Source organism: Rhodococcus parequi, assembly GCF_046042785.1.
GTDB lineage: Bacteria > Actinomycetota > Actinomycetes > Mycobacteriales > Mycobacteriaceae > Prescottella > Prescottella parequi.
Window position 1 is genome coordinate 84642 of the sequence record NZ_JBDLNV010000010.1, and the last position, 17709, is coordinate 102350.

20 protein-coding genes are annotated in these 17709 nt (G+C 67.9%); 5 read left to right on the forward strand and 15 right to left on the reverse strand.

Annotated elements, in window-relative coordinates; translation table 11 throughout:
- Window positions 1-10 precede the first annotated feature (10 nt).
- Both ABEU20_RS23815 and ABEU20_RS23820 read right to left on the reverse strand, forming a co-directional pair.
- Window positions 11-412 (reverse strand): TadE/TadG family type IV pilus assembly protein, encoded by a 402-nt coding sequence (locus tag ABEU20_RS23815; protein WP_420166857.1) that lies wholly within the window; start codon window positions 410-412, stop codon window positions 11-13.
- Between the two features lie 81 nt (window positions 413-493).
- Window positions 494-700 carry a Flp family type IVb pilin gene (locus ABEU20_RS23820; protein ID WP_420166858.1) on the reverse strand — a complete coding sequence of 69 codons (207 nt, stop codon included), beginning with the start codon at window positions 698-700 and terminating at the stop codon, window positions 494-496.
- A 324-nt stretch (window positions 701-1024) separates the two neighbouring features.
- On the opposite strand from ABEU20_RS23820, the gene ABEU20_RS23825 reads away from it, so the two are divergent.
- A complete protein-coding gene (locus ABEU20_RS23825) occupies window positions 1025-1816 on the forward strand; it encodes a prepilin peptidase (protein ID WP_420166859.1) in 792 nt (263 codons plus the stop codon).
- Between the two features lie 6 nt (window positions 1817-1822).
- On the opposite strand, the gene ABEU20_RS23830 is transcribed toward ABEU20_RS23825, so the two are convergent.
- The 4 genes from ABEU20_RS23830 to dxr all read right to left on the reverse strand — a co-directional run bounded on the left by ABEU20_RS23830 (window position 1823) and on the right by dxr (window position 6386).
- A complete protein-coding gene (locus ABEU20_RS23830; protein WP_420166860.1) occupies window positions 1823-2659 on the reverse strand; it encodes a GNAT family N-acetyltransferase in 837 nt (278 codons plus the stop codon).
- Between the two features lie 114 nt (window positions 2660-2773).
- Window positions 2774-3928: a flavodoxin-dependent (E)-4-hydroxy-3-methylbut-2-enyl-diphosphate synthase gene (ispG, locus tag ABEU20_RS23835; RefSeq protein WP_420166861.1), complete on the reverse strand. Its 1155-nt coding sequence runs from the start codon at window positions 3926-3928 to the stop codon at window positions 2774-2776.
- A 61-nt stretch (window positions 3929-3989) separates the two neighbouring features.
- Window positions 3990-5222 carry a M50 family metallopeptidase gene (locus tag ABEU20_RS23840; RefSeq protein ID WP_420166862.1) on the reverse strand — a complete coding sequence of 411 codons (1233 nt, stop codon included), beginning with the start codon at window positions 5220-5222 and terminating at the stop codon, window positions 3990-3992.
- Between the two features lie 6 nt (window positions 5223-5228).
- Window positions 5229-6386 carry a 1-deoxy-D-xylulose-5-phosphate reductoisomerase gene (gene dxr, locus ABEU20_RS23845; RefSeq protein ID WP_420166863.1) on the reverse strand — a complete coding sequence of 386 codons (1158 nt, stop codon included), beginning with the start codon at window positions 6384-6386 and terminating at the stop codon, window positions 5229-5231.
- Window positions 6387-6546: 160 nt separating this feature from the next.
- On the opposite strand from dxr, the gene ABEU20_RS23850 reads away from it, so the two are divergent.
- Window positions 6547-6816 (forward strand): DUF2631 domain-containing protein, encoded by a 270-nt coding sequence (locus tag ABEU20_RS23850; protein WP_420166864.1) that lies wholly within the window; start codon window positions 6547-6549, stop codon window positions 6814-6816.
- A gap of 69 nt (window positions 6817-6885) precedes the next feature.
- On the opposite strand, the gene rlmN is transcribed toward ABEU20_RS23850, so the two are convergent.
- Window positions 6886-7995, reverse strand: coding sequence for a 23S rRNA (adenine(2503)-C(2))-methyltransferase RlmN (gene rlmN, locus ABEU20_RS23855; RefSeq protein ID WP_420166924.1), 1110 nt, complete (start codon window positions 7993-7995; stop codon window positions 6886-6888).
- Window positions 7996-8075: 80 nt separating this feature from the next.
- Here rlmN and ABEU20_RS23860 point away from each other — a divergent pair, with 80 nt between their 5' ends.
- Together ABEU20_RS23860 and ABEU20_RS23865 are read left to right on the forward strand one after the other, a co-directional pair.
- Window positions 8076-8474 carry a LapA family protein gene (locus ABEU20_RS23860; RefSeq protein WP_420166865.1) on the forward strand — a complete coding sequence of 133 codons (399 nt, stop codon included), beginning with the start codon at window positions 8076-8078 and terminating at the stop codon, window positions 8472-8474.
- Between the two features lie 70 nt (window positions 8475-8544).
- Entirely contained in the window at window positions 8545-9387 is an 843-nt protein-coding gene (locus ABEU20_RS23865; protein WP_420166866.1) for an HpcH/HpaI aldolase/citrate lyase family protein, read from the forward strand.
- Here ABEU20_RS23865 and ABEU20_RS23870 read toward each other — a convergent pair.
- The 7 genes from ABEU20_RS23870 to rpsB form a co-directional block, all read right to left on the reverse strand.
- On the reverse strand, window positions 9380-10678 hold the full coding sequence (locus ABEU20_RS23870) for a lipase family protein (RefSeq protein ID WP_420166867.1): 1299 nt from the start codon (window positions 10676-10678) through the stop codon (window positions 9380-9382). The genes ABEU20_RS23865 and ABEU20_RS23870 overlap by 8 nt on opposite strands.
- Before the next feature lie 60 nt (window positions 10679-10738).
- Window positions 10739-11473, reverse strand: coding sequence for a class I SAM-dependent methyltransferase (locus ABEU20_RS23875; protein ID WP_420166868.1), 735 nt, complete (start codon window positions 11471-11473; stop codon window positions 10739-10741).
- Window positions 11470-12339 (reverse strand): phosphatidate cytidylyltransferase, encoded by an 870-nt coding sequence (locus ABEU20_RS23880; RefSeq protein WP_420166869.1) that lies wholly within the window; start codon window positions 12337-12339, stop codon window positions 11470-11472. Before ABEU20_RS23880 ends, ABEU20_RS23875 begins: the two co-directional genes overlap by 4 nt.
- Before the next feature lie 2 nt (window positions 12340-12341).
- Window positions 12342-12899, reverse strand: coding sequence for a ribosome recycling factor (frr, locus tag ABEU20_RS23885; RefSeq protein ID WP_420166870.1), 558 nt, complete (start codon window positions 12897-12899; stop codon window positions 12342-12344).
- Window positions 12900-12966: 67 nt separating this feature from the next.
- On the reverse strand, window positions 12967-13695 hold the full coding sequence (gene pyrH / locus ABEU20_RS23890) for a UMP kinase (protein WP_420166871.1): 729 nt from the start codon (window positions 13693-13695) through the stop codon (window positions 12967-12969).
- A gap of 282 nt (window positions 13696-13977) precedes the next feature.
- Window positions 13978-14802, reverse strand: coding sequence for a translation elongation factor Ts (gene tsf, locus ABEU20_RS23895; RefSeq protein ID WP_420166872.1), 825 nt, complete (start codon window positions 14800-14802; stop codon window positions 13978-13980).
- A 111-nt stretch (window positions 14803-14913) separates the two neighbouring features.
- Window positions 14914-15762 (reverse strand): 30S ribosomal protein S2, encoded by an 849-nt coding sequence (rpsB, locus tag ABEU20_RS23900; RefSeq protein ID WP_420166873.1) that lies wholly within the window; start codon window positions 15760-15762, stop codon window positions 14914-14916.
- Window positions 15763-16107: 345 nt separating this feature from the next.
- On the opposite strand from rpsB, the gene ABEU20_RS23905 reads away from it, so the two are divergent.
- Complete coding sequence (locus ABEU20_RS23905) at window positions 16108-16698, forward strand: M23 family metallopeptidase (RefSeq protein ID WP_420166874.1); 591 nt, start codon at window positions 16108-16110, stop codon at window positions 16696-16698.
- Here the strand turns inward: ABEU20_RS23905 and ABEU20_RS23910 are convergent.
- Window positions 16683-17624, reverse strand: coding sequence for a tyrosine recombinase XerC (locus ABEU20_RS23910; protein WP_420166875.1), 942 nt, complete (start codon window positions 17622-17624; stop codon window positions 16683-16685). The genes ABEU20_RS23905 and ABEU20_RS23910 overlap by 16 nt on opposite strands.
- Between the last annotated feature and the right edge of the window lie 85 nt (window positions 17625-17709).

The following is a 17709-nucleotide window of genomic DNA, read 5'->3' on the forward strand; positions in this document are numbered from 1 at the left end:
AGTCGCGCCGTCAACCTCCGCATCGCATGACTCCCGTGCCGGTCAGCGTCGGCTTACCGGGGAAGAGCCCCGTCATATACTCGAGTGGATAGCTGATCGTGAGCGTGACGGTGCTCCCACTGGGACAAGACGTGGCCGAACAACCCTGCGCGTTAGACGTACTGATGCAGATCTCCGCATCGGTGATCGCCGGACTGAACACGCCCGCGCCCTTCACGGCAGCACGCGCGGCTGTCGCATCCTTCTTGATCGCCATCGTGCGCGCTCCCTCGCGGGCAGCAGCACTCACCGCATTCTGGACGTTGTACCCCCGCCCGAACTCGACGATGCCCAGGACAAGCGTGAGCAAGATCGGGACGACAAGAGCGAATTCAACTGCGGCAACACCGGAATCGGAAGTGAGGCGCTTCATGATCACCCCTTACAAGTCCGACGATCTCGGCGGCCCCAGGACTGGGACCGCCGAGATCGTTCAGATCGATCGAGTCCTGGTTTACTCACCACCGGGATCGTCGAAGCTGAAGCCATCGAAGAGGTCGGTAATCTTGTCGCCGAATGCGAAGACGGCAACAATGATCACCATCGCGATGCCGGCCACCATCAACCCGTACTCCACCGCGGTGGCACCGCGGTCTTCACGGGTCAGACGATTCTTGGCGTCTAAGCCCATGAGGTACAGGTTCGCGAAGAAGAGGTTCATGAGAGCTCCTGATTTGGTAGGGGAGAGGATCTCTGTTTGGAGTTCGAGCCATGTGAAGCAGATCACCTTTACAGGTAATCTGATCGGCAACTGTAGGGCCTGAAATGTGAACTGGACACCCTTCAAGATCACGGTTTCATCACGATCATCGGGGCTAGTGAAACACTCCGAACTGGTCTACGATTCAACAAGTCTTCAGCGAGATCGACTGCGCCCCAACGATAGTTTTTCGGTCGGCAGGCCGATCGATCCGATCGCCAGCCCCACGATCACAAGCAAGATCATCGAAAGAGAGCACAAACTGACAGTCATAGGTGACCAAAGATGATCGTCGCCACGGGGGCCGCGGCCGCAGCACTGGGCATCGGCGCCGGCGCGCTCGCGAACAGGGCGATCGACCGGGTACGTCGCGAGACCGCGCAGGCCGATCCGCACGAGACCCCCTCCGACACAACCCCGTCGGACCTCTCCCCCGCGCCCGCCGCGACATCGACGCGGATCGCCGTGATCGACACCATCACAAGGCGACACCACACCAGCGCCCGCCGGGTGCTCGTCGAGGTCTCCACGGCCCTGTTGTTCGTCGCGGTCACGCTCCGTCTCACCGCACTCGACATCATGCCCGCCGCCCCGGCATATCTCTGGTTCACTGCGGTCGGCGTCGCGCTCACGGTCATCGACATCGACTGCAAGCGCCTGCCGAACTTCCTGGTCGTACCGTCGTATCCGATCGTATTCGCCTGCCTGACAGTGGCTTCCGCAATCCAGAGCGACTGGCCGGCGCTGCTGCGCGCGGCGATCGGTGCCGTCGTGCTGTTCGGCTTCTACTTCCTGCTCGCCCTGATCTATCCCGCCGGTATGGGGTTCGGCGACGTCAAGCTCGCGGGTGTCATCGGCGCCGTCCTCGCCTACCTGTCCTACGGCACGTTGCTCGTCGGGGCGTTTCTCGCCTTCCTGGTGGCCGCGCTCGTCGGCACGGTCATCCTGGTGACTCGGCGCGGCCGGATCGGAACCACGATTCCGTTCGGGCCGTACATGATTGCGGCCGCCCTCATCGCGGTCCTCGCCGCCGATCCGCTGGCCCGCGCTTATCTGGACTGGGCCGGCGCGGCCTGACCGGGATCAGTCGAGCAGGATCGTCGCGAATGTCGCGACCTGGGTGAATCCGACCGTCGCGTACGTGCGGCGGGCGCGCTCGTTGTAGCTGTTGACGTAGAGGCTGGGCACCCGCCCGAGTGCGGTCACCGCGGCCGCCACGGCTGCGGTACCCGAAGCGCCGATGCCCTCGCCGCGGCGAGCCGGAGTGACCCACACACCCTGGATCTGGCCCACGGAGGCGGACATCGATCCCACCTCCGCCTTGTACACGACCTCACCGTTCTCGAACCGCGCCCACGCCCGTCCGGACGCGATCAGGTTCGCGACACGGCGGCGATAGTTGCGGCCGCCGTCGTTGGCCCGAGGGTCGATGCCCACCTCCTCGATGAACATCGCGATCGCAGCCGGCAGGTACGAGTCGATCTCGTCCATCCGCACCTGCCGCACCCGTGGATCCGGTCGCACCCCCGGGTCTCCGTGGAGCGCGAGCAGAGGCTGATCCGAACGGATCTCACGGCCCGGACCCCACTCCGATTCCAGCATCTCCCACAGCGGCAGTGCCAGCGACGCCCGCCCGACGATCGACGAGCACATGCGGGGGAACCGGGTGGCCCGGTCCGCGAACGCCCTGAGGTCGTCGGTGTCGCCGAGCAACGGCACCAGATTGGCTCCCGCGAAACACAGCGACTCGGCCGGACCGCCCCGGCTCCACATCTCGCCCTGGAGCGCCCGCGCGTCGAGCCCGGACTGCTGGACCCGCGCCGCGACCATGCAGGCCGCCACCGGATCGGCTTCGAGGACACGCAACACCTGGGCGGTGTCTCGACCACCCAACTGCCTCGCTCCGAGAAGCTTGAGCACTGACGCACCCCCTTGTGCAGTGGGACCGCTCGGCATGAGATCTGTCAGCGTCGAACTGTCAGTGCCGTATCTGGAACCCACATTGCCATGAACACGCGCCGGGGTGGAAGGATTTCAGCCGACGGTGACCACCGGCGCGCCGCCGGTCTCCCCGCCTTCCATCTCTTCCGCGATCCGCATCGCTTCCTCGATCAGCGTCTCCACGATCTGCGCCTCGGGAACGGTCTTGATGACCTTGCCCTTGACGAAGATCTGACCCTTGCCGTTGCCGGACGCGACACCCAGATCGGCCTCACGTGCCTCGCCGGGACCGTTGACGACGCAACCCATGACGGCGACGCGCAGCGGCACCTCCATCCCCTCGAGCCCGGCGGTCACCTCGTTCGCGAGCGTGTAGACGTCGACCTGAGCGCGGCCACACGACGGGCACGAGACGATCTCGAGCTTGCGCGGGCGCAGGTTCAGCGACTGCAGGATCTGCGCGCCGACCTTGATCTCCTCCGCCGGCGGCGCGGACAGCGAGACCCGGATGGTGTCACCGATGCCCTCGGACAGCAGCGCACCGAACGCGACCGCCGACTTGATCGTGCCCTGGAACGCCGGGCCGGCCTCGGTCACCCCGAGGTGCAGCGGGTAGTCGCACTGCGCGGCGAGCTGGCGGTAGGCCTCGACCATGATCACCGGGTCGTTGTGCTTGACCGAGATCTTGATGTCGCCGAAGCCGTGCTCCTCGAACAGGCCCGCCTCCCACAGCGCCGACTCGACGAGCGCCTCCGGGGTGGCCTTGCCGTACTTCTGCATCAGCCGCGGATCGAGCGAACCGGCGTTGACGCCGATCCGGATCGGGATGCCCGCGTCACCGGCCGCCTTCGCGACCTCCTTGACGCGTCCGTCGAACTCCTTGATGTTGCCCGGGTTGACACGGACGGCCGCACAACCGGCGTCGATGGCCGCGAAGATGTAGCGGGGCTGGAAGTGAATGTCCGCGATCACCGGGATCTGGCTCTTCTTCGCGATCGCCGCGAGCGCGTCGGCGTCCTCCTGACGCGGGCACGCGACACGGACCATGTCGCAACCCGACGCCGTGAGCTCGGCGATCTGCTGCAGGGTCGCGTTGATGTCGTGGGTCTTGGTGGTGCACATCGACTGCACCGAGACCGGGTAGTCGCTGCCGACCCCCACATTGCCGACCATCAGCTGACGGGTCTTGCGTCGCGGTGCGAGGACCGCGGGTACATCGGGCATGCCCAAACCGACGGGGCTGGTCACGTTTCGCCTTCTTTCGTTGGTACGGGGCAAGTCTATCGTTCGGACATATCCGAACGCCGGGTCACGGGAACAGCTGGATCGGGTTGACGATGTCGGCCGTGAGCGTCAACAACATGTACGCGCCGCCGATCACGACCACGACGTAGGTGATCGGCATGAGCTTCATGTAGTCGACCGGGCCACCGGCCGCCAGCCCGCGCATCTTCCGGATCGAGTTACGGATCTTCTCGTAGACCGTCACGGCGATGTGCCCGCCGTCGAGCGGCAGCAGCGGCAGCAGGTTGAACACACCCAGGAAGAAGTTCAGGCTCGCGAGCAGCCCGACGAAAACCTCCCACAGGCCCTGCTCGGCGACCTGGCCGCCGATGACGGACGCGCCGACGACGCTGATCGGGGTGTCGATGTCGCGCTCACCACCGGTGACGGCGGTCCAGAGGTCGGCGACCTTGGACGGCAGCTGGGTGAGCGCGTGCACCGTCTGGGTGAACAGGTGACCGGTGTACTCGGCCGACGCCGGCACGGCTCCCAGCAGGGAGTACTGCACGATGCCGGGCGCCGCCTGGATGCCGATCGCGCCCACCTCGCGGGAGGTCGGCGGCTTGGGGTTCTCCGTGGTCGACGCGGGATCGTTGACGTAACGCTGGACCTGCTGGATCGGGACCGCGATCGTGAGGGTCTGCCCGTCACGCTCGACGGTGAAGTCCGCGGTGCCGCTGAGCGGCTGGGTCTTGCGGACCAGGTCGGTGAACGTCGGGGTGGACTCGCCGTTCACTGCCGTGATCACGTCACCGGCCCGGATCCCCGCCAGTGCGGCGGGACCGTCACCCGCGCAGTCGGCCAGTTCGTAGTTGCCGTCCTTGCCGGCCTGCGACGGTGCCACGCAGACGGTGTTGCCGACCACCGCGCGGTCGTCGGAACTGGGAAGCCCCCAGCCCACCGCCAGCACCATGATCAACACGAAGCCGAGCAGGAAGTTCATCGCGATGCCGCCCGACATCACGACGATCCGCTTCCACGCCTTCTGCTTGTACATCGCGCGGTCGACCTCGTCGGGTGCGAGTTCGTCGACCGCGGTCATCCCGGCGATGTCGCAGAAGCCGCCCGCCGGGATCGCCTTGAGGCCGTACTCGGTCTCGCCGCGGCGGAACGAGAAGATCTTGGGGCCGAAGCCGATGTAGTAACGCCGGACCTTCATACCGAGGGCCTTGGCGGTCCACATGTGCCCGGCCTCGTGCAGCGCGATGGAGGCGCCGATACCGAGGGCGAAGAGCACTACTCCGATAGCGAAGACCATGCGGTTCTAGCCCTCCTGTTTCACGAGCTCGCGCGCGCGAGCCCGGGCCCACCCGTCGGCGGCCAGTACGTCGTCCACGGTAGCGGGCGGCGCGGCCCACTCGCCGCCTCCCGCGAGGACCCGCTCGACGGTACGCACGATCTCCGGAAAACGTAGTGAGCCGCTCAGGAATGCCTCCGCCGCGATCTCGTTGGCGGCGTTGTAGACCGCGGTCATGCAGCCACCTGCCTTGCCGGCCTGCCGGGCCAGATCGATCGCGGGGAACACGGCGGAGTCCACCGGCTCGAACGTCCACGTCGAGGCGGTCGAGAAGTCACACGCGGCCGCTGCGCCCGGGACCCGGTCCGGCCAGCCGAGCGCGAGCGCGATCGGCAGCTTCATGTCCGGCGGGCTGGCCTGCGCGAGCGTCGACCCGTCCGTGAACGTCACCATCGAGTGCACGATCGATTGCGGATGCACGGTGACGTCGATCCGGTCGTAGTCGATCCCGAACAGCAGGTGCGTCTCGATCAGCTCGAGGCCCTTGTTCACGAGCGACGCGGAGTTGAGCGTGTTCATCGGACCCATCGACCACGTGGGATGGGCGCCGGCCTGCTCAGTGGTGACCGCCTCGAGAGCAGCCGCGGTCCAGCCCCGGAACGGGCCGCCCGAGGCGGTGAGGACCAACCGGTCCACCTCGTCGGCGCGGCCACCGCGCAGGCACTGCGCGAGCGCGGAGTGCTCGGAGTCCACCGGCACGATCTGGCCGGGCGCCGCCGCGGCCGTCACCAGCGGGCCACCGGCGACGAGCGACTCCTTGTTGGCGAGAGCCAGACGCGCACCCGACTCCAACGCCGCAAGCGTCGGCTCGAGTCCGAGCGACCCGACGAGCGCGTTGAGGACGACGTCCGCCTCGGTCGTCCGAACCAGTTCGGTGACCGCATCCGGACCCGAGAGCACGCCGGCCATGTCCAATCGGGCCGCCGAAGCGGGGTCCGCCACCGCCACACGCGTCACCCGCGTGTCGGCGATCTGGCGGGCGAGTAGATCGATGTTGCCACCACCGGCCGCGAGTCCCACCACCTCGAACTTGTCGGGGTTGGCGGCGATGACCTCGAGGGCCTGGGTGCCGATGGAACCGGTGCTGCCGAGCAGCAGTACGCGAGTCGGTTGGGTGTCAGCCACGGATCCATTGTTCCTGACCGAAGCTGAGAGAATCACACAGGAGTGGCTTCGTACCGACGTGCGCGTTCACGACACCGCCGGGACCCAGGTTCGTACGACGCACGGTCGTATGCCACGATATGCGGTGATAGCGCATTCGTAAGATCAGGAGGATCGAGCCGTGGTCGGTACCCAGTTGGACCCCACTTCCAACGACCCCGTCGTCGCCGCGCACGTCGACACCGCCGAGGTTCCCTCGGCCGCATGGGGCTGGAGTGGCGAGGCTCCGCGACTGTTCCGTTTCGCCGGCTGGTTCTTCGCCGTGTTCCTGCTGCTGATGATGATCGGCAACCACCACGGCAAGGTCGAGGACCTGTTCCTCATCGGCTTCGCCGGTGCCATCGTCTTCGTCCTGGTTCGCGACATCATCATGCGTCGCAAGCCGCGGTAGTCGATACCGCCCGGACAACGCCGAAGGCCCCGCACTCCGAGGAGTGCGGGGCCTTCGACGTTCGTCAGGTCAGTTCTCCGCCGCCAACTGTCCGCATGCCGCGGCAATCTCCTGACCGCGGGTGTCGCGGACGGTGCAGGAGACGCCCTGGGCCTGCACGCGACGGACGAACTCACGCTCCACCGGCTTGGGGCTGGCGTCCCATTCGCTGCCCGGCGTGGGGTTGAGCGGGATCAGGTTGACGTGCACCAACGGACCGAGGGCCTTGTGCAGCTTCTTGCCGAGCATGTCGGCGCGCCACGGCTGGTCGTTGACGTCCCGGATGAGCGCGTACTCGATCGACACGCGTCGGCCGGACTTGTCGGCGTAGTAGCGGGCCGCATCCAGGACCTCGGCAACGGACCAGCGGTTGTTGACCGGGACGAGCGTGTCGCGCAGTTCGTCGTCGGGCGTGTGCAGCGAGACGGCGAGGCGGACCGACATGTCCTCGTCGGCCAGCTTGCGGATCGCCGGGGCCAGGCCGACGGTCGAGACCGTCACCGCGCGCTGCGAGATGCCCAGACCGTTCGGGGCCGGCGACGTGATGCGCCGCACTGCCGCGACGACACGCTTGTAGTTCGCGAGCGGCTCACCCATACCCATGAACACGATGTTCGACAGGCGTCCCGGACCGCCCTCGACCTCCCCGTCGCGCAGTGCCGCGGCGGCCGCGCGCACCTGGTCGACGATCTCGGCGGTGGACAGGTTGCGCTGCAGTCCACCCTGGCCGGTGGCGCAGAACGGGCACGCCATGCCGCAGCCGGCCTGGCTGGAGATGCACAGTGTGGCGCGATCCGGGTAGCGCATGAGCACGCTCTCGAGGAGCGTGCCGTCGTTGGCCTTCCACAGCGTCTTGCGGGTCTGGCCGGCGTCGCACGCGACATGCTTGACCGCGGTCAGGAGCTGCGGGAAGAGCGCGGCGCCCACCTGCTCGCGCATACCCGCCGGTAGATCGGTCATCTTGTCCGGATCTGCTTCGAGGCGGCCGTAGTACTGCCGGGCCAGCTGATCCGCACGGAAACCGGGCAAACCAAGTTCCTTGACGGCCTCCTTGCGCTCGTCGGCGTCGAGGTCGGCGAGATGGCGCGGCGGCATTCCGCGACGCGGCGCGTTGAAGACGAGGGGAAGGGAGACAGTCATAGTGTCTGCCATTCTCCCACTGTCGAGGCGGGGTGTCCGATGCGCGTGCGAAACACCACATAGTGGGTGATGATCGACACATGGCCGAGAATCGACGTGAGGAACCCGAGAACGTCCCGGCGGCACCGATGGAACCGCTCCCGGGTGGCCCCGCGCCCGGGCGCCACGAAGAGGTCGGCGGATTGACTTCGCACGACCGTCACAAGCTGGGCCGTACCCGGGCCGCCACCACGTGGACCGGGCTGGTCGTGGGCATCGTGGTCGCGATCCTGCTGCTGATCTTCATCCTGCAGAACCTCGACTCGGTGACTTTCGAGCTGTTCGCGTGGGAGTTCAGCCTGCCCGCCGGCATCAGCCTGCTGCTGGCGGCGATCGCGGGCGCGCTCATCATGGCGCTCGCCGGTGGGGTCCGGATCATCCAGATCCGACGCGTCGCCAAACGCGCGGGCTCCGCGTCCGACGACACCACGCCCCGGTAGCCGCACTCCCCCACCCGGGGCACGATGGGAGCACAACGCGACTACGCCTTCCGGACGAGGAGCTGCCCCCGTGACGACTCACGCACACCGGCCTGCGCACACGACCATCCGCGCCGACCTCGCCCGGTCGTGGCTGCTCGTCGCGGCGACCCGAGCGGACGCGTTCCCCCGACCCGGGGCCGTCGACGCAATGATCCTCGACCTCGAGGATGCGGTCGCCCCCGCCGACAAGCCGGATGCACGGCGGGCGGTCGCCCGATGGCTGGGCGGCGACCTCGAGGCGTGGGTTCGGATCAACGACGCGACGACATCGCACTGGGCCGAGGACCTCGACGCGCTCGCCGGCCTGCCGGGACTGTCCGGCGTGATGCTCGCGAAGACCGAGAGCGGCGGCCAGGTGGAGGCCACGCGGGACCGGTTGCCGGTGAACACCCGGATCATCACGCTGATCGAATCCGCGACGGGACTCGAGGCCGCACCGGAGATCGCTCGCGCCGAGGGCACGTTCCGGCTGGCGTTCGGCAGCGGGGACTTCCGGCGCGACACGGGGATGAGCGACGATGTGCTCGCGATGACATATCCACGCTCGCGGCTCGTGATCGCGAGCCGCGCGGCACGCCTGCCCGGTGGTCCGATCGACGGGCCCACGGTCTCGGCGAACGACACGATCCTGCAACGCGACTGCGAGGCGACGGTCTCGCTCGGGCTCACCGGCAAGCTGTGCCTGCATCCGGATCAGGCGCCGGTCGTCAATCGCGCATTGAGTCCGAGTGCCCACGACATCGCCTGGGCTCGGGACGTGATCGCCGAACTCGGCACGGACGGTGAGCATGTGCGCGACGGCAGCGACCTGCCCCGCCTCGCCAAGGCCAAGAAGCTCACCCACCTGGCGGGGGAATTCGGCCTCACCTGACCGTCACGGCCGAGCAGGCCGACGACGCCGGTACCGCGTTGAATCGGTCCGTCATCCAGTCCAGCGCGGACGGCAGGCCCGACGCCATCGGCAGACCGTGGCCGATCACGAACCCCGGGGCGATCGGCGGGATCTCCTCGGTGCGGAAGTCCACCGTTGCTCCGCGACCGCACCAGTCGGCGGCCAACTGCGTGGCCTGCGCGTGAGGAATGAGGTCGTCGTTGCGGCCCTGCACGATCAGCACCGGGCTACCCGGTGTGGATCGTCCGATGCGCTGTTCGTCGACGACCGCGCGGACCGCCGGCAGCGCATCGATGAGTTCGGCGAGCGAGCGCCCATCCTTGGTCCACTCCGCGGTGCGGTGCAGCCCGTATCGCGCGATGGTCTCCGGCACACACTGGGTCGCGATCTCGTCGAGCGCCTGCCGGCCCGCGGGGTTGAGGGCCTCGTCGATCTCGGCGCGGGCCTCCGGGTAACCGGCATAGATGCTGTTGACCGCGTACCCCAGCAGTCCCGCCGCGAGTCCGCCGTCGAGAGCCGCCGCGACCGCGCGCAGATCCGCGGGCGGGCCCCCGGCATACGTGCCGCGGACATTCAGCTCCGGCGCGTACGACGGCTGCATCTCGGCAGCCGACGCCGCCGCGCCTCCCCCCTGCGAATAGCCCCAGAACCCGATCGGGTTGTCGTCGCCGACTCGACTGTCGGGCAGCGCCTTCACGGCCCGCGCGGCGTCGAGCACGGCGTGACCCTGCGCGCGCCGGTCGACGTAGCTGTGCATACCGGCGGTCCCCAACCCCTGATAATCGGTGACGACGACATCGATGCCGCGGGACAGCAACGCGTGCACCTGCAGCACCTCGTACTCGACCGCGAAATCAAGCGGGTAGGTGTAATGGACGAGGTCCGCGAAGAGCTTGGACGGCGCGCACTGATCGCCCTGTCCCTGCGTTCCCGGCGCCAGGACCACCAGCGGACGAGCACCGGCGCCGGTCCAGGGCAGGCTCGCATCGAAGTACGTGGCGGACGCCGCCGTCGCGTCACCGTGAGCATCCTTGGTGCGGTACATGATTCGGTTCGCGCCCGACGGCCACGGGCCCTGCTGGTTCGAGACCGACAGCAGCGGGGCGTACGGAGCAGCCTCGACAACCGTGCCCGGTGCCCCCACCAGATCTGCGGCCGGAACCTCGTAGAAGTCCCTCGGTGCTGCCCCGGCCACACCGCCGGGCACGGCTGCCGCGAGGCACGCGCCCAGGATCATTGCCGTCCGTCGAACCCCTCGCGGTGTGAGCATGTGGCTCACCTCACACGATGACAGCAGATGTTGTCAATACATCGGGTAACGGTTACCCGGTCAGAGGATCAGGCCGGTCGGCGCGGTCCGGGTGTGGATTCGGTAGCCGACCTCGAGACCGAGCCCCGCGGTCTCCGCCGACGCGCGTGCCGCCGTGCGCTCGGTGAACTCGATCCCGAACACCGCCCGCATCGCGTCACGGTCCGGGAACTCCCAGCGCGTCCGGACACGTCGCATCGCGAACCCCTGTGCCGCAAAGAATCCCTCGACCGCGTCCGGGTCGTAGTGCGGAAGGTCGGAACGCATCCAGTCGCCGTACGGCGGGACGGTGGCGTCGAGGTCGACGATCGCCAGGACGCCCCCGGGACGCAGCACCCGCATCGCCTCGAGAATGCCCGGCCCGCAGCCCGGCCCGAAGAAGTACGCGGTGCGCGCGTGCACCACGTCGACCGAGGCATCCGGGAGCGGCAGCGCCTCCGCAGAACCCTGCATCACGGAAATCGACGCGAGCCCCTCCACCCGGGCAGAGGCCGTGGCCACGAGCGGTGGATGCGGTTCGACCCCGACGACCGACCGCGCACGCTCGGCGAAGACAGGCAGATGGAACCCGGCGCCGCAGCCGACGTCCACGACGTCGAGTCCGCCCCAGTCGGCCAGTTCCGCGAGGGCCGAGAAGACGACGCCGTCGGCGTCCTGGGCGCGGTTCTCGATCTCGTAGATCGCGGGCCAATGCCAGATGTTCGGGCTCGGGATCGGTCCCCGAGCCCGTCCACGGCCCCCACGCAAGCGGCTCACACCAGAACGGTGAGGACGAGCCAGGTGATGAAGGCCGACGGCAGCAGCGAATCGAGGCGATCCATGATTCCGCCGTGCCCGGGCAGCAGCGTGCCCATGTCCTTGATGCCCAGTTCACGCTTGACCTGGGACTCGATGAGATCACCCAGCGTCGCGGTGAACACGAGGGCCGCGCCCAGGAGCACACCGATCAACGGGTTCGCATCGAGGATGAACGTCACGGCCAGAACGCCACCGATGACACATCCCACGAGCGAGCCGGCGAAGCCCTCCCAGGACTTCTTGGGGCTGATCGCCGGCACCATCGGATGCTTCCCGAAGAACACCCCGGCGGCATACCCGCCGACGTCGGAGCACACCACGACGATCATGAGGCAGAACACCCTCGCCGCGCCGTTGTCCTGCAACACCATCAGCGTCGCGAACGACGCCAGCAACGGGATCCAGGCGGCGACGAACACTGCGACCGCGGTGTCCCGCAGGAAGTTGCGCGGAGTGGCCGCCAGTCCGTGGTCGAACAGGCGCCACACCATCGTCACCAGCACCGTGCCGCCGAACGCCCCCAACACACCCGTCGTGCCGTACGGCCAGCTCAGCCAGATGACGGCCTGGCCGCCGAGCAACAGCGGAATGAGCGGCACATTGATGTCGGCCTCGCGCAGGCGCTTGGCGACCTCCCAGGTCGCGACGGCCATCGCGACTGCCACGACCCCGATCCACACGAGCGGGGCGTAGATCAGGATCAAGATCAACGCTGCGCCGAGGCCTCCACCGACGGCGATCGCGGCGGGCAGGTTACGCCCGGCCTTGGAGGGTGCAGCGGCTGAACCCGGCGACGCTACGGAGGCGCCGTCAGCTTTCCCCACCGCTAGACCTCCATCAATTCGGCTTCCTTGTGCTTCACCAGCTCGTCGATCTGGCTGACGTAGCGCGACGTGGTCTTGTCGAGTTCCTTCTCGGCGCGGCCGACCTCGTCCTCGCCGGCCTCGCCGTCCTTCTGGATACGCGAGAGCTCGTCCATCGTCTTGCGACGGACGTTGCGGATCGACACCTTGGCGTCCTCGCCCTTGCCCTTCGCCTGCTTCACGAACTCGCGACGACGCTCCTCGGTGAGCTGCGGGACCGAGATCCGGATGATGCTGCCGTCGTTGCTGGGATTGACACCCAGATCCGAGTTGCGGATCGCGTTCTCGATCGGGCCGAGCTGGGCGGCCTCGTACGGCTTGATGATGACCATCCGCGCCTCGGGCACATTGATGCTCGCGAGCTGCGTGATGGGCGTCATCGATCCGTAGTACTCGACGACGATGCGGTTGAACATGCCCGGGTTGGCGCGACCGGTGCGGATGGAACCGAGGTCGTCCTTCGCAACCGTGATGGCCTTCTCCATCTTCTCCTCGGCCTCGAAGAGAGCTTCATCAATCACGGCTGTTCCTCCGTCTCGTATCCATCGCGGTCGCGTGCAGTGCGATCCATGATCACATTGCCGGCGGTCATGACTTGACCAGTGTTCCGATCTTCTCACCGGACACGGCGCGCGCGATATTGCCGCGTGTCAACAGGTTGAAGACCATCATCGGCATCTGATTGTCCATGCACAGGCTGAACGCGGTCGCATCCGCGACCTTGAGGCCCTTCTCGATGACCTCACGATGCGTGACCTCGGTGTACATGGTCGCACTCGGATCGATCCGCGGATCGGCGGTGTAGACGCCGTCGACGGCCTTCGCCATGAGGACCACCTCGGCGCCGATCTCGAGGGCGCGCTGCGCCGCTGTGGTGTCGGTCGAGAAGTACGGCATGCCCATACCGGCACCGAAGATGACCACACGGCCCTTCTCGAGGTGGCGGCGTGCACGGAGCGGCAGGTACGGCTCCGCCACCTGCCCCATCGTGATGGCAGTCTGCACTCGGGTGTCGATCCCCTGCTTCTCCAGGAAATCCTGCAGCGCAAGGCAGTTCATGACCGTGCCGAGCATGCCCATGTAGTCCGAGCGCGCGCGATCGAGGCCGCGCTGCTGCAGTTCGGCTCCACGGAAGAAGTTGCCACCGCCGATGACGACGGCCACCTGCACGCCCGAACGGACGACCTCGGCGATCTGTTCCGCGACGGTCGTCACCACGTCGGGATCGAGTCCGACCTCACCACCGCCGAACATTTCACCGCCGAGCTTGAGAAGCACTCGTCGGAATCCTGGACGTTCGTCGGCCGCTGCGGTCATAATTCTCCCTCGGTTCCTGCAGATCGTTCGGTTCTAAAAGTACTTCGGTTCATCGGCGGACGAAGGCGCTGCTCCGCGCACACCGAGCACCCGGGACCGTCCGGCGAAGCCGCCGGAACAGGCCCTATCATCCTGCCTCATTCACCGGTGGGCGACCCAGTCGACCCACCCACCGCACAGATCGGCCCCGCGCGGATCGGAAGGGGCGGAACGTGTGTTCGGAAATCTCCGAACACACGAACGCTTCCAACCGGCCGGCGGGGCCGATGTGTGAGAGCGCGACTAGCTGGCGCCGACCTCGAACCGCGCGAAGCGGGTGATCGTGGCGCCGGCCTCGTCCAGGAGAGCCTTGACGGTCTTCTTGGAGTCGGTGACCGAGGACTGCTCGGTCAGGACGACGTCCTTGTAGTAACCGTTGACGCGACCCTCGACGATCTTCGGGAGCGCAGCCTCGGGCTTGCCCTCCTCCTTGGCCGTCTGCTCGGCGATACGACGCTCGCCCTCGACGATGTCCGCGGGGACCTCGTCGCGGGTGACGTACTTGGCCTTGAGCGCAGCAACCTGCATCGCGGCACCGCGAGCGGCCTCGGCAGCAGCCTCGCCCTCACCGGTGTACTCGACGAGCACGCCGACGCCCGGGGGCAGGTCCGACGCACGCTTGTGCAGGTAGGTGGCGACCGGGCCGTCGAACGCGACGTAACGACGCAGCTCGAGCTTTTCGCCGATCTTGGCGGACAGCTCCTGGACCAGGGTCTCGACGGTCTTGCCGTCGACGTCGACGGCCTTGAGGGCCTCGAGGTCGGCCGGCTTGGCGGCGGCAGCAGCGGCAACGACCTTGTCGGCCAGCTCCTGGAACTCCGCGTTCTTCGCGACGAAGTCGGTCTCGGCGTTGATCTCGATCATCACGCCGTCGCGGGCCGCGACCAGGCCCTCGGCCGTGGTGCGCTCTGCGCGCTTGCCCACGTCCTTGGCACCCTTGATACGCAGCAGCTCGACAGCCTTGTCGAAGTCGCCGTCGGTCTCGGTGAGCGCGTTCTTGCAGTCCATCATGCCGGAGCCGGTGAGCTCACGGAGCCGCTTGACGTCGGCGGCGGTGTAGTTCGCCATGGGGCGATCCTCCTCGGATGAGTTTCGGATGCCAGGCTCCGCGGATCGCGCGGGAACCTGGCGAAGCAGGTGAGCGAAACGGCCCCGACCGCAAGGTCGGGGCCGAATCGACTAGGACTGCTGAGCGTCCGCTGCGGGAGCCTCGGCAGGAGCCTCGGCGGGGGCCTCTGCCTCGGCGGCGGGGGCAGCCTGCGAGAGGAGCTCCTGCTCCCACTCGGCGAGCGGCTCGCCCGTGCCGGCCTCCGGCTTGGCGTCCTTGTCGGCGCTGGCACCGGCGCGAGCCTGCAGGCCCTCGGCGACGGCGGAAGCGACGACCTTGGTCAGCAGCGCGGCGCTACGGATCGCATCGTCGTTGCCCGGGATCGGGTAGTCGACGACGTCGGGGTCGCAGTTGGTGTCCAGGATCGCGATGACCGGGATGTTCAGCTTGCGCGCCTCGCCGACGGCGATGTGCTCCTTGTTGGTGTCGACGACCCAGATGGCCGACGGAACCTTGGCCATGTCGCGGATGCCGCCGAGGGTGCGGTCGAGCTTGGTCATCTCACGCGTGAGCATGAGGATTTCCTTCTTGGTGCGACCCTCGAAGCCACCGGTCTGCTCCATCGACTCGAGCTCCTTCAGGCGCTGCAGGCGCTTGTGGACGGTCGAGAAGTTGGTGAGCATGCCGCCGAGCCAACGCTGGTTGACGTAGGGCATCCCGACGCGAGTTGCCTCGCCGGCGATGGACTCCTGCGCCTGCTTCTTGGTACCGACGAACAGGATGGTGCCGCCGTGAGCGACGGTCTCCTTGACGAACTCGTACGCCTTGTCGATGTACGTCAGCGTCTGCTGCAGGTCGATGATGTAGATGCCGTTGCGGTCGGTGAAGATGAACCGCTTCATCTTCGGGTTCCAACGGCGGGTCTGGTGCCCGAAGTGTGCGCCGCTGTCGAGCAGCTGCCTCATGGTCACAACAGCCATGGCTGTGTACCTCTTCTTTCGTATGCCGGTTGTCGCAGTGGCCGGGGTGGCCTCTGCCCTGGCGCCCGCCCGGTGTCGGACCCGCACGAATGCAGGACCAGCCGACAGCCGGTTTTGTGCGCGGACGCGCGAAGTCGGACTGTGCGTGCACAGACCGCCCGACAAGTGTACGGCGTGCGCCGCCACCGTCCTAACCGGCCGGTCCGGGACCGTTCCACCGGCATCGACCGTCTGCGCACGCACTCGGAGACGCACACACTCGAAATCTGTGGATGAGCATTTCCTTCATCCACAATTCTCTCCGCGCCGGCCCGAACCGCGGTCGCGTCGGCTTGGCTCGATCCCATGATCTCGACGACGACCCTGCGGGTGCTGCTGTGCGTCGCGCTGTTCCTCACGGTGTCCCCGATCGCGACGGTGTCGCCGATAGCGACGCACCCGGCCGCCGCCGCACCGAGGCACACCCAGGACGCGGCCGCGGTGTCCGGGCCGAAGCCGGACCGTCCACGGTTCGACTGGCCCCTGCACCCGCGCCCTCAGGTCACGCGACCGTTCGACCTGCCCGAACGCAACTGGCTGCCCGGGCATCGCGGCGTCGACCTCGCCGCAGCGCCGGGACAGCGCGTCCTCGCGGCGGGACCGGGAACCGTCGTGTTCGCGGGCATCGTCGCCGGCAAACCCGTCGTCTCGGTCGACCACCCCGGCGGCCTGCGCACCACCTACGAGCCGGTCGAGGCCACGGTGACGGCGGGCCGCCGCGTCGAACGCGGCACCGTCCTGGGCACCGTCGCGCCCGGCCATCCCGAGTGCGCCGCGGCGGCATGCCTGCACTGGGGGCTGCGCCGCGACCGTGACTATCTCGACCCGCTTCCGCTGGTCCGCGCGGTGCGCATGCGACTGCTACCGACCGGCGATACCGATCACGCCCGCGGGTGAGCCTGGTCGTGCACCGAGCGCAGCCGCGCCACGGAGACGTGGGTGTAGAGCTGGGTGGTCGCGAGGCTCGAGTGTCCCAGCAACTCCTGCACGACGCGCAGGTCCGCACCGCCCTCCAGGAGGTGGGTGGCCGCCGAGTGCCGCAGTCCGTGCGGGGCGAGATCCGGGGCGCCGGGGACCGCCTGCACGACGTCGTGCACCACTTCCCGCGCCTGCCGCTGGTCGAGCCGCCCCCCGCGGCGGCCGAGCAGCAGTGCCTCACACGAACGCTCGTTCTCCAGTTCCGGTCGCCCGATCCGCAGCCACGCCCCGATCGCCTCCTCCGCCGGCCGCCCGAACGGGACGACCCGCTCCTTGTCGCCCTTGCCGAGAACCCGCAGCACGCGCCGGTCGTGATCGATGTCGCCGAGGTCGAGCCCGCACAGCTCCCCGACTCGGATACCGGTCGAGTACAGCAGTTCGACGATCAGGCGATCCCGCACCGCCACGGGATCCTCTTGGGCAGCACCGGATTCCGCCGCCACCATCGCTTCCGCCGCCTGCTCCTGCCGCAGTACCGGAGGCAGCGTGCGGTGCGCCTTCGGGGCGACGAGGCGGATCCCCGGGTCGACCGGCATCCGGCCGGTGCGCTCGGCCCACGCCGTGAAACCCTTCGCCGACGACGTCCGCCGCGCGAGCGTCGTCCGCGCGGTTCCCGCCGTGGCCTGTTCCGCGAGCCAGGCGCGCAGTACCCGCAGGTCCAGGTCCGCCAGTACGACGTCGGGCCGATCCCGCGAGAGGAATCCGAGCAGGCTCGCCACGTCGGCACGGTAGGCGCGGACGGTGTGTTCCGAGCGACCCCGCTCGAGGCGCAGGTACTCGTCGTAGTCGTCGAGGTGCGCCCGCAACGGGTGAGGCAGTGGTGCGTCCGACGACCGGGAATCCATGCCGTCAACCGTTGCCGTGGCCACCGGATTTCGCAAGTCCCCGCGCCGGTAGGGTTCTCGCGTGAAACGAGCGATTCCCCTTCCC

Coding starts and splice junctions, on each gene's coding strand:
- rpsB (WP_420166873.1), bottom strand. CDS start 15,762: ATGGCTGTTGTGACCATGAGGCAGCTGCTCGACAGCGGCGCACACTTC.
- ABEU20_RS23825 (WP_420166859.1), top strand. CDS start 1,025: ATGATCGTCGCCACGGGGGCCGCGGCCGCAGCACTGGGCATCGGCGCC.
- ABEU20_RS23910 (WP_420166875.1), bottom strand. CDS start 17,624: ATGGATTCCCGGTCGTCGGACGCACCACTGCCTCACCCGTTGCGGGCG.
- ABEU20_RS23905 (WP_420166874.1), top strand. CDS start 16,108: ATGATCTCGACGACGACCCTGCGGGTGCTGCTGTGCGTCGCGCTGTTC.
- ABEU20_RS23860 (WP_420166865.1), top strand. CDS start 8,076: ATGGCCGAGAATCGACGTGAGGAACCCGAGAACGTCCCGGCGGCACCG.
- ABEU20_RS23840 (WP_420166862.1), bottom strand. CDS start 5,222: ATGGTCTTCGCTATCGGAGTAGTGCTCTTCGCCCTCGGTATCGGCGCC.
- rlmN (WP_420166924.1), bottom strand. CDS start 7,995: ATGACTGTCTCCCTTCCCCTCGTCTTCAACGCGCCGCGTCGCGGAATG.
- ABEU20_RS23870 (WP_420166867.1), bottom strand. CDS start 10,678: ATGCTCACACCGCGAGGGGTTCGACGGACGGCAATGATCCTGGGCGCG.
- ABEU20_RS23820 (WP_420166858.1), bottom strand. CDS start 700: ATGAACCTCTTCTTCGCGAACCTGTACCTCATGGGCTTAGACGCCAAG.
- pyrH (WP_420166871.1), bottom strand. CDS start 13,695: ATGACCGCAGCGGCCGACGAACGTCCAGGATTCCGACGAGTGCTTCTC.
- ABEU20_RS23815 (WP_420166857.1), bottom strand. CDS start 412: ATGAAGCGCCTCACTTCCGATTCCGGTGTTGCCGCAGTTGAATTCGCT.
- tsf (WP_420166872.1), bottom strand. CDS start 14,802: ATGGCGAACTACACCGCCGCCGACGTCAAGCGGCTCCGTGAGCTCACC.